At 28.1% G+C, this 13,460-nt stretch carries 18 protein-coding genes; 4 read left to right on the forward strand and 14 right to left on the reverse strand.

What is annotated here, in order from left to right; all coding sequences use genetic code 11:
• The first annotated feature begins 260 nt into the window (after window positions 1–260).
• The 3 genes from ACTNBA_RS03175 to ACTNBA_RS03185 all read left to right on the forward strand — a co-directional run bounded on the left by ACTNBA_RS03175 (window position 261) and on the right by ACTNBA_RS03185 (window position 2,491).
• Window positions 261–1,109, forward strand: a complete 849-nt coding sequence (locus ACTNBA_RS03175) for a Nif3-like dinuclear metal center hexameric protein (RefSeq protein WP_346897363.1) — start codon at window positions 261–263, stop codon at window positions 1,107–1,109.
• A gap of 233 nt (window positions 1,110–1,342) precedes the next feature.
• Window positions 1,343–1,921: a transglycosylase SLT domain-containing protein gene (locus ACTNBA_RS03180; protein WP_150844570.1), complete on the forward strand. Its 579-nt coding sequence runs from the start codon at window positions 1,343–1,345 to the stop codon at window positions 1,919–1,921.
• 126 nt (window positions 1,922–2,047) lie between these two features.
• A complete protein-coding gene (locus tag ACTNBA_RS03185; protein WP_441072530.1) occupies window positions 2,048–2,491 on the forward strand; it encodes a GNAT family N-acetyltransferase in 444 nt (147 codons plus the stop codon).
• Between the two features lie 111 nt (window positions 2,492–2,602).
• Here ACTNBA_RS03185 and ACTNBA_RS03190 read toward each other — a convergent pair whose 3' ends face one another.
• From ACTNBA_RS03190 to ACTNBA_RS03215, 6 genes are all read right to left on the reverse strand, one after another.
• On the reverse strand, window positions 2,603–3,067 hold the full coding sequence (locus ACTNBA_RS03190; RefSeq protein ID WP_441072532.1) for a PH domain-containing protein: 465 nt from the start codon (window positions 3,065–3,067) through the stop codon (window positions 2,603–2,605).
• A 13-nt stretch (window positions 3,068–3,080) separates the two neighbouring features.
• Window positions 3,081–3,764 carry a DinB family protein gene (locus ACTNBA_RS03195; RefSeq protein WP_441072534.1) on the reverse strand — a complete coding sequence of 228 codons (684 nt, stop codon included), beginning with the start codon at window positions 3,762–3,764 and terminating at the stop codon, window positions 3,081–3,083.
• Window positions 3,765–3,826: 62 nt separating this feature from the next.
• Window positions 3,827–4,027: a hypothetical protein gene (locus tag ACTNBA_RS03200; protein WP_441072536.1), complete on the reverse strand. Its 201-nt coding sequence runs from the start codon at window positions 4,025–4,027 to the stop codon at window positions 3,827–3,829.
• A 285-nt stretch (window positions 4,028–4,312) separates the two neighbouring features.
• Entirely contained in the window at window positions 4,313–5,227 is a 915-nt protein-coding gene (locus tag ACTNBA_RS03205; protein ID WP_441072538.1) for a MerR family transcriptional regulator, read from the reverse strand.
• A gap of 120 nt (window positions 5,228–5,347) precedes the next feature.
• Window positions 5,348–6,217 (reverse strand): AraC family transcriptional regulator, encoded by an 870-nt coding sequence (locus tag ACTNBA_RS03210; protein WP_441072540.1) that lies wholly within the window; start codon window positions 6,215–6,217, stop codon window positions 5,348–5,350.
• Between the two features lie 88 nt (window positions 6,218–6,305).
• Entirely contained in the window at window positions 6,306–7,058 is a 753-nt protein-coding gene (locus ACTNBA_RS03215) for a sugar phosphate isomerase/epimerase family protein (protein WP_441072542.1), read from the reverse strand.
• A 153-nt stretch (window positions 7,059–7,211) separates the two neighbouring features.
• Between ACTNBA_RS03215 and ACTNBA_RS03220 the strand changes: the two genes are divergently transcribed.
• Window positions 7,212–7,568: a nucleotide pyrophosphohydrolase gene (locus tag ACTNBA_RS03220; protein ID WP_346886750.1), complete on the forward strand. Its 357-nt coding sequence runs from the start codon at window positions 7,212–7,214 to the stop codon at window positions 7,566–7,568.
• 168 nt (window positions 7,569–7,736) lie between these two features.
• Here ACTNBA_RS03220 and ACTNBA_RS03225 read toward each other — a convergent pair whose 3' ends face one another.
• From ACTNBA_RS03225 to ACTNBA_RS03260, 8 genes are all read right to left on the reverse strand, one after another.
• A complete protein-coding gene (locus ACTNBA_RS03225; RefSeq protein ID WP_441072544.1) occupies window positions 7,737–8,021 on the reverse strand; it encodes a hypothetical protein in 285 nt (94 codons plus the stop codon).
• Between the two features lie 67 nt (window positions 8,022–8,088).
• Entirely contained in the window at window positions 8,089–8,766 is a 678-nt protein-coding gene (locus tag ACTNBA_RS03230; RefSeq protein WP_441072546.1) for a DUF4352 domain-containing protein, read from the reverse strand.
• A 27-nt stretch (window positions 8,767–8,793) separates the two neighbouring features.
• Window positions 8,794–9,465: a DUF4352 domain-containing protein gene (locus ACTNBA_RS03235; RefSeq protein WP_441072548.1), complete on the reverse strand. Its 672-nt coding sequence runs from the start codon at window positions 9,463–9,465 to the stop codon at window positions 8,794–8,796.
• A gap of 21 nt (window positions 9,466–9,486) precedes the next feature.
• Window positions 9,487–10,041 carry a DUF5028 domain-containing protein gene (locus ACTNBA_RS03240; RefSeq protein ID WP_441072550.1) on the reverse strand — a complete coding sequence of 185 codons (555 nt, stop codon included), beginning with the start codon at window positions 10,039–10,041 and terminating at the stop codon, window positions 9,487–9,489.
• Window positions 10,025–10,699: an ATP-binding cassette domain-containing protein gene (locus ACTNBA_RS03245; protein WP_441072552.1), complete on the reverse strand. Its 675-nt coding sequence runs from the start codon at window positions 10,697–10,699 to the stop codon at window positions 10,025–10,027. The genes ACTNBA_RS03240 and ACTNBA_RS03245 overlap by 17 nt, the downstream gene beginning before the upstream one ends.
• Before the next feature lie 31 nt (window positions 10,700–10,730).
• Complete coding sequence (locus ACTNBA_RS03250) at window positions 10,731–11,603, reverse strand: DUF2705 family protein (protein WP_441072554.1); 873 nt, start codon at window positions 11,601–11,603, stop codon at window positions 10,731–10,733.
• Window positions 11,596–12,360, reverse strand: coding sequence for a hypothetical protein (locus ACTNBA_RS03255; protein WP_441072556.1), 765 nt, complete (start codon window positions 12,358–12,360; stop codon window positions 11,596–11,598). Before ACTNBA_RS03255 ends, ACTNBA_RS03250 begins: the two co-directional genes overlap by 8 nt.
• Window positions 12,347–13,171, reverse strand: a complete 825-nt coding sequence (locus ACTNBA_RS03260) for a hypothetical protein (protein WP_441072558.1) — start codon at window positions 13,169–13,171, stop codon at window positions 12,347–12,349. The genes ACTNBA_RS03255 and ACTNBA_RS03260 overlap by 14 nt, the downstream gene beginning before the upstream one ends.
• Window positions 13,172–13,460: the final 289 nt, after the last annotated feature.

Genomic DNA, 13,460 nt, shown 5'->3' on the forward strand with positions numbered 1-13,460 from the left:
CACTCCTTTTACCTAGGTTTTAAAATACAATTGATTACGAACTTATAAATCAATTATATACCAATAAAGGTAAGTTTTAAAATAAAAAATATTAAATGGTAAATAATTTTTACTTTAGGTATGACCTCTTAGTGACTAAAAATATAGATAAATACCAAATTATTATATGTTTATTAACTTATATGATATATAATTAAGCAAATAGACAACCATATGAGATAGTGAATCAAAGTTTACAATTAATTGTTAGGGGGATCTTTATGAGGGCTATTGATTTATATAATCAATTGGAAAGAGATTTTATTACAAAAGATATGCGAGATGATTGGGCAAGATTCATGGGTGAATTAGGTGAATACCTTTCTCCAAATTTTAAAGAAAGAAGTATGGGCTTGGTTTGTGACTTCACAAATGAAATTAATTCAGTTTATTCTGCTGTGTTTCCCACTAAAGAAATTTTGCAGAGTATTATTGATGATGGAGCAACAAATGCAATGTTATTTCTACACCACCCTTCTATTTGGGATATTAGAAGATTAAAACCCTTCTATCAAATGGATAAAGAATTAATAAATAAGTTTAAAGAAAACAAAATATCAATATATAATTTACATGTACCATTAGATAATTTCAGTGAATATTCAACAAGTAAAACTTTAGCCGATATTTTGGATATAGAAATTGAAAAACCATTTAAGGAGTATTGCGGAACATTAAGTGGTGTAATTGGTAAAACAAAGTGCAAGAGCGTGGAAGAATTACATGATAGGTTTTCAAAAGCTTTAGGGCACAATACAAGCCTCTATTTATATGGAAACAATAATATAAAAGATGGGAGAGTGGCCATTGTAGCAGGTGGAGGTAATAATATAGCTACTGTTTCTGAAATGATTGAAAATAAGGTGGATGTTCTTATTACAGGTATTTCAGTGAATAACAAAAATTATTTAGAAGTTCATGAGCTTGAACAAAAAAATCATATTAATGTTTTGGGTGGAACGCATTATTCTACTGAAAAATTTGCATGTCAAAAGATGTGTACTTATTTTGAAAGGTTTGGACTTGTTTCTACTTTTATTGAAGGAGAACCAGTATACGAGGATATGTAAGTTTTCTATATTAGTTTAATGATTGTACAAAATATTTATGTATATTTCACACTTTCCTTAAATGTAAATTAAATAATATAAATATATTAAACACTTAAGAAATTTGTAATGAATTCCTTAAGTGTTTTAATCTATAATTAAATTAAGTAAGCTAGTTATAGATAAGTTTTAAAATATAAAAAAGTCTATAACTATTTCGCCTATGGTAAATAAGGCTTTGAGGAGGAACTTTTTTGAAGAAAAAAAGATTTAGTTTTAAAAAACTTTTATTTATTTTAATTATTATTGGTTGGGGTATGTTATTTATTTATTCTTTTAACAGTAAAAATCCTCATGAACAAGAAACCTTTCAAATTGAATATAAAGATTCCATAAATAAATATTGTAAAGAGTTTGATGTTGATAAATATTTGGTGTATGCAATGATAAAACAGGAAAGCAATTTTAATAACCAGGCTATTTCTTCAGCTAAAGCAAGAGGTTTAATGCAGCTAACAGAGGATACCTTTAACTGGCTAAAACCTCAGTTAGGAGAGAGTTCTACCACCTATGATGATTTGTTTGATGCAGATACTAATATTCGATATGGTGTGTTTTTTATTTCTATCCTTCAGAAAAATTTTTCTGAGCAAAATACTGTAGTTGCAGCCTATAATGCGGGAATGAATATTACCACTGAATGGTTACAGGATAGTAATTATTCAAGTGATGGAGCAACACTAAATAATATCCCTTATAAAGAAACTGCAAATTATGTTGATATAGTGGACTATAATTATAAAAAGTATTTAGAAATATATAAAGATAAGTAATCTATGGAATATGAAATATAAAATACTCATTGATATTTTGTATTATATGTTATAATTTACTTATATTATCTCTAGTATTATACTATGAGTAATAATTATTTATAAAATATTGTGGAGGAATTCTAAATGAACTTAAACATATTTAGATGCGGTATCAATGAAATTTCATATATTAAAGATGCCATTACTAATGTTAAAAGCGAAGAAGATCCATGTTGTTTTAACAAGGAAGCCATAGAAAAATTTTTATCCAATAACGATAATTGGTTTTATGTTGCAGCAATGGATGAAAAAGTGGTTTCATATGCAATTGCTTATGTTCAAAGTCGTCTGGATACCACCCAAAGTATGATTTGCTTATATGAAATAGGTACATTAAAGTCCTGTAGAAAAAATGGTATTGGCAAAAGATTAATTAATAAAATTGTTGAAGATGGAAAATTAAATAATTCAATGAAAATATGGATTCCAACAAATATAAACAACTCACCAGCATGTAAATTATATAGTAGTATTGGAGCAGAGGAACCAGAAATAAAGGATGACATTATTTATAATTTCAGATATTAATCATAATGCATAGATAACTAAATTAAAGTGTAGTAATTAAAATTAAGTGATTACTTGCAAAATACCACATTATCCAAAATAGAATAATGGGGTAGTTTTATTTTTACATAATTATTTATAATTATTTATTTCTAACTCTGCTTCCACAGGTAATTTTTCTTTTAAAATATTAATAACTTTATGGTAATCACTGGTTTTAAAATGAAAGGTTTGCTCCATAAAACCACCAAATAGTTTAACTTTTACATCCTTTGAATTAGTTAGTTGAACTTTCTCAATCTCATTCCACAATATAAGTTCTTTATATCTATACATTGATATAAAACCTTGGGAGCTAATTCCTCCCTTAATCCAGCTGCTTATAAACGTAACAATACATAACATTCCTATTACATAATGAATCCATGTATTAGCATAAAAATACATAATGCCTATGAGAATAATAATACCAAACAATACAACAACAATCTCTATAAGTCTTTTTCTTATTGGTATTATCAAGTCTTTTATATATCTTATCTGCTTTAGTATTATTAAAATTAAAAGCACTGAAATAATAATATCATTAATCTTCATTTATATCCTCCTGTTATAAAGCCTTTGATTTGGACTTCTTTTTTGCACTTAAAGATTCATTTATGTGTATCACTTGATGTCTCGTCATTGGCATTAATATAATTCCCGCTACATTCTTTCTACCCCAAAAATCAATAAGCCAATTTGATGCCTTCACATCCAATACTGCTCTCTCATCTACTATACGTTGCAATCTATGTTTATCAAAGTTTCTTTTCATATCCTGAGTGGAAAGATTCTCTACTATGTCTCTTGTCCTTCTTCCTACTTCAATTCTATAATTTTTTAACTCTTCCATATTTATATTTTTACTAAATTCCATAATATCATCTTCTGACATTTCATTACCAGTATCTGTGATATTGGAGTTGATTTTTTCTTGCCAATTTTCCCTATTAAATATCTGTTTATCGCCTGCAACTAATAAATTCATTGTTATATCCTCTATCCTAGTACAATGCCAAATGCCATAGGCGATAGTACGTCCCTTTTGATTTTGTGAAGTTCTAAATGTATTTTCATCTAACCCTTCCCATAATTCATCTTCAAAAGTTTTTTTATCTACTCCTGACATAATGGATAAATGGACCATTGAATGCAAACTTAAAGCCAAGCTTTTACTTTCTTGAATTTTATCTGGTTTCAATATTATCTTTCTTAATTCCTTAATATCATTGTTCCATGATTTTAAATCCACTTAATATACTCCCCTTTATTTGTTCCCTATGGTTTATAATTAATTATCAACTCAAAATTAATTTAGTGTTTTTCCTTTTTCATAGCTACATAATCTACTAGCTTCCCTAATAAAAACCCAATAAAAAGACCAGAATACATTCCAATTATGCCACGCCAAGGATAAGAAAACAAAGTTGTAGCTAAGTTAGATCCTATTGACATTCCAAAAAGAGCAAAAATACCTGGAGTGTATATCTTGTTACTTCTTTTATTTTTTATCAAGCACTTCACCTCTATAAATGTTATTGATTAGAAAAATTATTAACTCTAAAACTAATTATACACCAATAAAAGTAAATTTAAAATAATTTTACCATAGACAGCCTTAGTAATTATCTTGATGATTTACACTAGCATCTCTGCATTGACTTATAATCTAAATATTTTATATCCTCAAATTGCTAAAAAACACTGCATATTCATTTCTGAATGTGCAGTGTTTTAAATTGATTAAACTTTAAACTAAGATATCATAGCTAGTTATATAAATGCTAACGATTCTAAAAGTTATTTTTTAGTTATTGGCTCTAGCAAATTTAAATAAAAATCATTTCCTTCACCACTAGGTATGTGTTCCTCAAGACATGAACGGCTTTCATCAACAGCATATGCATTATTATCTTTCAATAATCGCATTAATGTTTGCCATGAATCGTATACTTCATTAGTGCTATTTAGTGATGCATATAGACCACCTGGCAACCTTTTTTCTTCAAAATATTCTGGAATTACAACCTGCTCTGGTACAGTAATAGAAGCTGCCCATCCATACTCTGTACAACCTGGACTATATTCGGTGGTATTAAAACCAAAAATTCTAGCAGTACCCATTAAATGTTCTGACTCTGCCCAATCCAAAACTTTTTTTAGTGCTTCATCCTCTGGAGAAGTGCTTATCACATTACATACTGCCACCCTCATATCAGGTAAACTAACAATTCGTAATGCTCCTGAAGTAATTGCGTTATTTGTCATAATAATATCCTCCCATTGCTCTATCATATTATTTGTAGAAATGATTTGAAGTGCCAATGTTTCTTCCATATTCACAAGGTATTCTGACTTATGGGATGGAAGCTCCATGGAGTTTATAATTGAAAGACATTTACTTAACAAGTTTTTTCGCTTAGTAATAACAATATTTTCTTCATTTAGCTTATTAATTTGATTTCTAATAATCTTTGAAGCAACTTTAGGGTCTGCACTGTCAATGATGACTTTTACAAATTTTAAAGGGATATCCAGTTCCCTAAGCAATATTACAAGACGTATTCTCTGTAGTGCTTCATTATTGTACATACGCCAGCCTGATTGTGGATCTCGGGTACTATAGAAAAGCCCCTTGTCTTCCCAGTGACGAAGTGTACGACTGGTTAATCCAAATTGTTCCGATACCTGGTGAATTGGTTCAAAATAGCTCAATTAACCACCTCCTTATTCAATCTATGAGGTCCTCATAAGAAAATAATATCATTTGACGCTACGTCAATTACAAGAGTATTTTAGAAGTTTTTCTAATAAGTTGCAATTATTTAATATTTTCTACTTTTTAATAATAGCAATCCAAACTTCTTGATGATTTTCTTGCATATAGCATTCAATTACAGGAAGATCAGCTAATTCATATCCTGAATTGGGAAGCCATTCACTATAAAATTGTTTATAAACCTTCTGAGTTGCATCTGGCAGTTCTCCATTAGCTTCAAAAATTGCCCATGTTGCAGCAGGGTAAGTAAACTCCTTCATTCCTTCAAGTACTGGAACATGTTTGCAGTTTTGTACATCAACATGATTTGTCACCGCTATGATGTATTCCATTTCTTCCGACTCTCCCCATTGTCCTCCTTGAGCAATTCCTAAAAAACCTGCAGGTCTATAGTCGGGAAAGTTGTCAAGGAACATTTTCATAGTTCCATCCTTCCATGAGTTTTCCCAAATCTGAGGAATTACTTCAAAGGCCTGGGCTGTTTTTACTTTATGTGATACTCCCATTACTCTAAATTCAGGCCACTGTTCAATTTGATAATTCATATGATTTTCTCCTTTTATTGAAATTTGAAAGGAGAGCTTAGGACAGGATTTCAGCTGTACAGTTTCATTTCTAACACTTGAAGGTAGTACTCCATGAAATTTTTTAAATGCCCTGGTAAATGAATCTTGAGATTCATATCCATACTTTAAAGAAATATCAATTATTCTTTCTGTACTATTTAATAAATCAAAGGCTGCCATTGTTAATCGTCTGTTTCTTATATATTCGGATAAAGGCTTGTCAGCTATATATGAGAACATCCTTTGAAAATTGTAGACAGAACATCCAGCAATTTTTGAAATAGTTTCATAGGATATTTCCCCATGAAGGTTTTCTTCTATATAATTTATAGACTCATTTAAATTTTTTATCCAATCCATTCTTCTCACTCCCAATTTAATAGTATCTTTATAAATATATTTACACTCGATATTTCATGCCCTATTTTGTAGCCTCATTATTATTAATTTACTTAGTTGTATTTCCCTTCTTCGAAGCTTCAATTATATTTTGAATTATTTTTTTAGATTCTAAAATTTCCTCATCTGTATCAACAACTTCTAATATGATTTTTCCATCATAGTCCTTTAAGTACCTTTCAAAAATTAACCTAAAGTCAAATTCACCTTGTCCAATAGGAAGATGTTCATGCTCTATATCAAAATGCTTATCTGCTATATGTATGCATTTAGGAAATTTCACTTTAAGTATTTCTTCCAAATGATTATAGTCATCTATATGAGCAATATCAAGGAGTAATTCAACATCTGGGTTTTTATCAAATACTACTTTTAAGTCACTTGGTGTATAGTTAATCTTGTCCATTACACTATTATTCTCAATATAAAGTTTTATATTGTTCTTTTTTAATAATTGGTTAGTTTTATAAATGTTGTCAGCAAGTAGATTTATAGTTTGAGAATTTATGATAAGACTTTTACATACGGGATGTATAATAACCTCTGTATGATTTAAATATTTTAATATCCTAATCAATTCATTATTATATTTATCATAATCATCAATATCATATACAGCATGAATTATTACTGGGAATTTTGAATTTAATACATATTCTTCTTTAGGAAATAATACCTTATCAAGTACTAATTCCCCTTTACTAAACCAAATTTGCATAAAATCAAATTTGTTTGATTTTGAAAAATCAATTTTATCTTTATAATTATTAAACCATCTTATACCTCTTCCATATTCCACCATAGTTATATACCCCCTTTTTTTAATTTTCCTCACATGGCTCTAAAACTAAATATAAATTAATTGTACACCAATAAAAGTAAATACAAAATAGATATCGTGATATAATATGTCTAATAAGTAAATAATTATAAGTTAACTATTGGAGGTAGAAAAATGGCAGATTTAAAATTATCAGAAATTATGGCCATGCAAAAGGAACTACAGGAAAAATATAAAGAAAAATGGACTCCTCTTTGTGCAGAGAATGGTCGTAACAGCTTGTTATGGATGATAGAAGAGATGGGAGAAGTAATAGCGATAATTAAAAAACGTGGAGAAAATGATATTATGAATGATGAAACAGTTAGAGCTGCTTTTGTCGAAGAAATGGTTGATGTTATGATGTTCTACAACGATGCATTGATGTGCTTTGGGATTACACCTGAGGAATTTTCAGAAGCCTTCATAAAAAAGCATTGTAAAAATATGAATAGAGATTTTGATCTTGAACATAAAAAATATCTGCTTTAATATTACCTGAATTATTCATAGTAAAATTAAATAGATTTAAAAGTATCAGATTTTTTCGGCTCAAAAATAAGTTTACAACCTTAAATTATTACGAACTAAAGTCCAGTTATTTCGAATCACTGGACTTTTAAATTAAATATATTACATACTTATAATATATTATCAACACTATTTTAAAACAGAGTCAAAAATAAAAGTAGAAAAAAATATACTTATTGCAAACAATGCAAATAGGGCAAACATATTTAAAATCAAAAATACTGTATCCAAAATAGTAGCTAATTTTTTTTCTTTTTCTAACATGCTACTCTTTTGTATCAAAGGAAATGCCACTAAGCTACCAACTATACAAAATATGTTAATTACTAAAAGAATTATAGCTGTTGGAACTTCAAAAAAAAATTTTGTAATAAATTCTATATAAATCACCTCCTGATATAGTTTACTATACAATATTTGATGAATAATTCAACGTTGGATTTCTTTTCTTATCTTTCTATTCTAAGGCTTAATATTAAAATTAAAAATTTACTTCTACAAGTCTTTTCTTATCTTCGTCTTCTTTTCTGGTTGAGGCATCTTGCCTTTCAATTACAAGTCGCCCTCTCTTAGTTTTTAATGATTGATCTGGAATTATAAATACAAGATCATAGGTATATTCTACTGATGGCTCAAACTCTGTTCTAAAATAATCTTTTCTCTCAAAACCATCTAATTTACTTGAAGAGACGCATTCACTATAATCACATTCAGTAGTAGTATTATTTTTATATACTACTAATCCCATACTATTTAAGTAGAGCTCCTTAACTTCTTTTGTATTATTCACAATAGTTAAATTAACTACTACATAAGAATTCTCTCCAGTTATGTTGCCACTTTCATCAAATGTATATCGTTCACTCCAATTTGTAGGTGCAGGAAAGTTTCCTTTTTCTTTTGATTCCATTGCTGAATTCACCTTATATGTATAAGGTCCAAAGGTAAACTCTTCTCCTACTTGAAAAATCCTTTTTTCACTTTCTTCTTTTGCTTCTTCTTTTTCGAGATTTCCTTCATCTTCTTCTGCTATTTCTTCATTATTCCAAACATTTTTTCCTGGAAGAGGCATACCTTTAACTATAAGTATATAGACACTGCAAATAAACATTCCTGCTATAATTATTATGCAAATTACTTTGCCCATTTTTCCTTTCACTTTTTACCTCCTTATATGAATATTCATTTAATGAAATTTTACTTCTACACATCTCATCTTATCTTCATCTTCTTCTCTAGTTGTGGGATCTTGCCTTCTTATACAAAGCTGACCTCCATTGCTTTTTAATGATTCATCTGGAATTATAAATATAAGATCATAGGTATATTGTACTGATGGCTGAAGCTCTGTTCTAAAATAATCTTTTCTCTCAAAGCCTTCTAGTTTACTTGAAGATAAACATTCACTATAATCACATTCATTAGTATTATTATTTTTATATACTGCTAATCCCATGCTGTTTAAGTAGAGTACCTTATCTTTTTTTGTATTATTAACAATAGTTATATTAACTACTACATAAGAATTATCTCCAGTTATGTTGCCATTTTCATCAAATGTATATGTTTCTGACCAATTTGTAGGTGCAGGAAAATTTCCTTTTTCTTTTGATTCCATTGCTGAATTAACCTTATATGTATAGGGTCCAAATGTAATCTCTTCTCCTATTTCATATAGCCTTAATTCACTTTCTTCTTTTCTTTCTTCTTCCTCACCGTTATCCCCATCTTCCTCTGCTATTTCTTCGTTATTCCAAACATTTTTTCCTGGAAGAGGCATACCTTTAACTATAAGTATATAGACACTGCAAATAAACATGGCTGCTATAATGATTTTGCAAATCACTTTTCCCCTCATCTTTTAATCCCCCAGCATACACTAAATCTCAAGTTTAACACACTTTTTTACTGGATATATATCTAATGTTAAACGAAATTGTACTTCTTCAATTCTTTTCCAACTACTTTTATCATATTGAAAATCAAACATTTCATAGGGTAAATCTAATGTGATTTCTTCATTTGGGGCTAAAATTAAGCTTGGACTTGCCTCTTCTTCATTAATTGCAATAAACATTTCATAATTTAAACCATTATGCCAATCAATAGATTCTGCTTCAAAAAAATCACATTCTATGCTTTGCTCTTTACTACTTGTATTCTTGAAGTTAACTGTTGCTACAATAGCTTTTCTTTCATCATTCTCAAAAACAGTAGATTCTTCTAGATTCATATTTTTTATTTCATTATCAGATATAAACTTAGCTTTTTCTACCTTTACTGTAATTCCTCTATATTCAAAGGTATCCCCTAGGTTATACGCTTCTACAGGTGCCTGAGGATACTTATTGTTTATGTAATTATATCTTAGTCCAATTACTATAACTAAAATAAAAATAATAGCCAGTGATATTACTTTACTTTTCTTCTTCATAACTATCACCTTCCTTTTGGCGTTTATTATATGGTTTTAACCTTCCATTTTCCATAAAGAAAATTTCATCAGATAAAAATTCTAGTTCCTCACTATCATGACATGAAATAATTATTAATGCTCCTGCATCACGATATTTTTGTAATGTTTTTCTTAAAGATATTACACTACTTTCATCAAGGGCATTAGTTGGTTCATCTAGAATAATTATCTCAGGCTCTTCCATTATTGCAGCTGCTATTCCTAGCTTTTGTTTCATACCTAATGAATACTTTTTAAACTTCTTTTTTTCCTTTGGATCAAGTCCAATCATAGTTAATACTTCATTAATTTTATTATCATCTATCTTACCTTGTATTTCTGATAATATTTTAAGATTTTTAAATCCGGAATAATTAGAAATAAAACCTGGACTTTCAATTAAGGCTCCCAAGCTGTTTGGAAAAGAAATATCCTTTCCAAGAACTTGTCCATCAATTATAACTTCACCTTCTGTAGGTAAAATAAGACCGCAAATAGCTCTCATTAACATAGTTTTCCCTGAACCATTTTTCCCTTTTAATCCATATATTTTTCCACGGGTCATTTTTATATTTATATTATCAAGAATTAAATTTCCTGAAATTATTTTTGTTAAGTTTCTTACTTCTATCTCCATATTCATGCTCCTTATTTTTTCATTTAAATGATTACTTTTCTAAAATATCATACCTTTTAATTTTATTTGCTCCTATAAATATGGTTGCTATTGATAATACTACACATACAACTATTCCATATACTATACTTATTCCACTGTCTCCAATGTTTAAATTACTACGTAATATCATTAAATAATTGCCTATAAAAAATGAATTACAATAAAAAGGTGTTAGAGTTAAAACAGTAATGATAAACATGTTACTTATAATTGAATTAGTAAAGAGTGAAATTAATAATTGTATTAATGAAAAAGTAATGGATGTAATAACTGGAAGTATTATTCCGACTATGAGTATTCCTTTAAAATTAAACTTCGAAATGTCTAGATTTGATAGTATCAGATTTAGATCCTTTGATGGTTCCAGTGATAATCCTCCATGGAAAAGTGAAAAAACTGTTATGACAATGATAGAAATCGCATAATAGATTAGAACATTATATGTGACCCATAAACACTTAGAAAGCCACCATGAAACTCTGCTTTTAGTTCTAATTAACACCTGAATTCCTGATTCACTTAAATCCTTCAATGGAAAATATCCAATGATAATACTTAAATATATATTTACTAAAAACCATTGAGGCAGCTTATCTTGTAATTCAACTGCATTTCCATCAAAAACATTCATTCCTCTAAACATAAATAATATAAAATCTGAAAAAGAGATTTCTTTACTAATCTTATTAAATTGTATAATTTTTTCAGCTCTTATTTGAAATACAAAACATAAAAATACAAATATACATAGGGCTATAGCATATCTTTTCCAGCCCTCTATAGTACCTTTATAAAAATCATGTTTAATCTGTAAAAAGAAACTTCCTTTTTTCTTTTCATCCCCAAATTTTATATTATTCATAATAAAATTCCTTTCTTTTTCCCAGAATAATTCCTAATATTATTGCTATTAATATAAGAACTATACCATATGAACACCCAACAATTAATTTATAGATGCTATTAATTGCTGTGTAATCAATATTTATCACTTTACATACAATTGGCACTGAAATTTCTAAAAATCCCAAGGTTACAACAAACAGCCAGCTTATAATCTTCTTATTTGTTATCCAATATATTAATAATGAAATAGTTAATATTAGAACAATTCTGATAAAGGAACATAATAAAAACATTGTAATTACATAGTTTAAACTTATAGAGCTACATACAGTTTTATTTATTTTAAAATAAATACTATTCACATTATTCCAGTTTATAAAGTATGTAGTCATTAATCCCCCAAAGAAATAAGTACAAAGGGAAATCCATATTGAAGAAAATATAGATAATAAGTTTATTTTATATACCTGCTTTATCCATAATAAAGTCCTACTTTTTTGTTTTATAATACTATTTATCCTTAGGTCATCTTTAATAATGTTAAAAAGCATAAAATTTGCTAAAATCATAATTTCAATTCCAAAAAACCAATATGCTGATACGTATATAAATGCATCTGCCACACTTTGAATATTATGAGTAAATACTCCACTTCTAATATGAAATAAAATTATCATAGCTAAAATAATCATATATCCTATGATTATTAGATAGTTGCATTTTATATTTCTTAAAAACTCTTTTGTCCAATTTTTTAAATTAGTATATATCATCTTTCACTCCCTTGAAGAAAAACATACCAAATGTAATGATTGATAATCCAATAATTTCTCCTAAAACTACATATCCATTACATACTTCAAATCCTGGCTGCAAAAAATAGAAGGGAATATATTTAGCTAAATTAAAAGAACCTAGTACTGTGTAAACAAATATATATACTATAAATGGTGTAATTAACGCCATGAACCTATATTCAATGAAGAAACTCACTGATAACCCAATAGTAGCTATCAATCCACTAAAAATAAAATCTATCATTAAAAATCCAATTAAATATATATAAGGATGTGTAAAAAATAATTTACTCCATAAATGTGTTGGTCCTATTGCAAAACTTTGAGTTACTTCTGGTACAAATGAGGGTAAAAACATAGCTGCAATAATCAAATTAATAAGTAGTGGTATAGTTATAGCTAGTCCACCTGAAATGAAGGTAGCTATATACTTTGCTAAAAAATAATCCTTCTTTTTCGTTCTAATAAGAACATTTTTTATATATCCACTTTTTCTGTCAGTAAAAAAGGTATCTGCAAATGGTATTGCCGCTAACAATGGCAATAAGGCAAAAAATATATAGCTCTGTGGAAGTATATTAATATTACCAATCCATGCCTGAAATACGGTGGTTGGGGATGCCATTGGATAATTATCCACCACAACCCTTTCATTAAAATTAGCTATTGAAATAACATATGTAAAAATTTGTGATACTGTAATTACTAGCCCTAAAAAAAGTACAAGAGCCATAGTTTTACTTTTAATCGCTCTACTCAATTCAATCTTTATAAGTTTATTTTTCAAAATCTCACCTTCAATTCTAATAAATCACTTTAGTATATTTTTTACTATATTATCATATTTTTCATTAAATAATAAGTTTAATGTATTTATAGCGTTAACTTCTGTCAATTTATACATATTTATTTGTTTGCTTACAGAAATCAAATATTAAAATGGTTACCTTGAAAGTATATCAAAATAAACTTTTAATTGAATAAAAGATGCTTGAAAAGTCTAAATCTTAACTTAAGTTTCTTATTTTAAAATTATTTATACCTTTATAAGTAAATTAATAAGACTTTTATAAAAA

Origin of the sequence: Clostridium sulfidigenes (genome assembly GCF_052067195.1) — a bacterium.
GTDB lineage: Bacteria > Bacillota > Clostridia > Clostridiales > Clostridiaceae > Clostridium_J > Clostridium_J sulfidigenes.

Bases quoted from the DNA above. Each gene is read 5' to 3' on its own strand.
- ACTNBA_RS03250 (WP_441072554.1), bottom strand. From the start codon at position 11,603: ATGAATAATATAAAATTTGGGGATGAAAAGAAAAAAGGAAGTTTCTTT.
- ACTNBA_RS03220 (WP_346886750.1), top strand. From the start codon at position 7,212: ATGGCAGATTTAAAATTATCAGAAATTATGGCCATGCAAAAGGAACTA.
- ACTNBA_RS03185 (WP_441072530.1), top strand. From the start codon at position 2,048: ATGAACTTAAACATATTTAGATGCGGTATCAATGAAATTTCATATATT.
- ACTNBA_RS03255 (WP_441072556.1), bottom strand. From the start codon at position 12,360: ATGATATATACTAATTTAAAAAATTGGACAAAAGAGTTTTTAAGAAAT.
- ACTNBA_RS03245 (WP_441072552.1), bottom strand. From the start codon at position 10,699: ATGGAGATAGAAGTAAGAAACTTAACAAAAATAATTTCAGGAAATTTA.
- ACTNBA_RS03190 (WP_441072532.1), bottom strand. From the start codon at position 3,067: ATGAAGATTAATGATATTATTATTTCAGTGCTTTTAATTTTAATAATA.
- ACTNBA_RS03215 (WP_441072542.1), bottom strand. From the start codon at position 7,058: ATGGTGGAATATGGAAGAGGTATAAGATGGTTTAATAATTATAAAGAT.
- ACTNBA_RS03240 (WP_441072550.1), bottom strand. From the start codon at position 10,041: ATGAAGAAGAAAAGTAAAGTAATATCACTGGCTATTATTTTTATTTTA.
- ACTNBA_RS03175 (WP_346897363.1), top strand. From the start codon at position 261: ATGAGGGCTATTGATTTATATAATCAATTGGAAAGAGATTTTATTACA.
- ACTNBA_RS03210 (WP_441072540.1), bottom strand. From the start codon at position 6,217: ATGGATTGGATAAAAAATTTAAATGAGTCTATAAATTATATAGAAGAA.
- ACTNBA_RS03235 (WP_441072548.1), bottom strand. From the start codon at position 9,465: ATGAGGGGAAAAGTGATTTGCAAAATCATTATAGCAGCCATGTTTATT.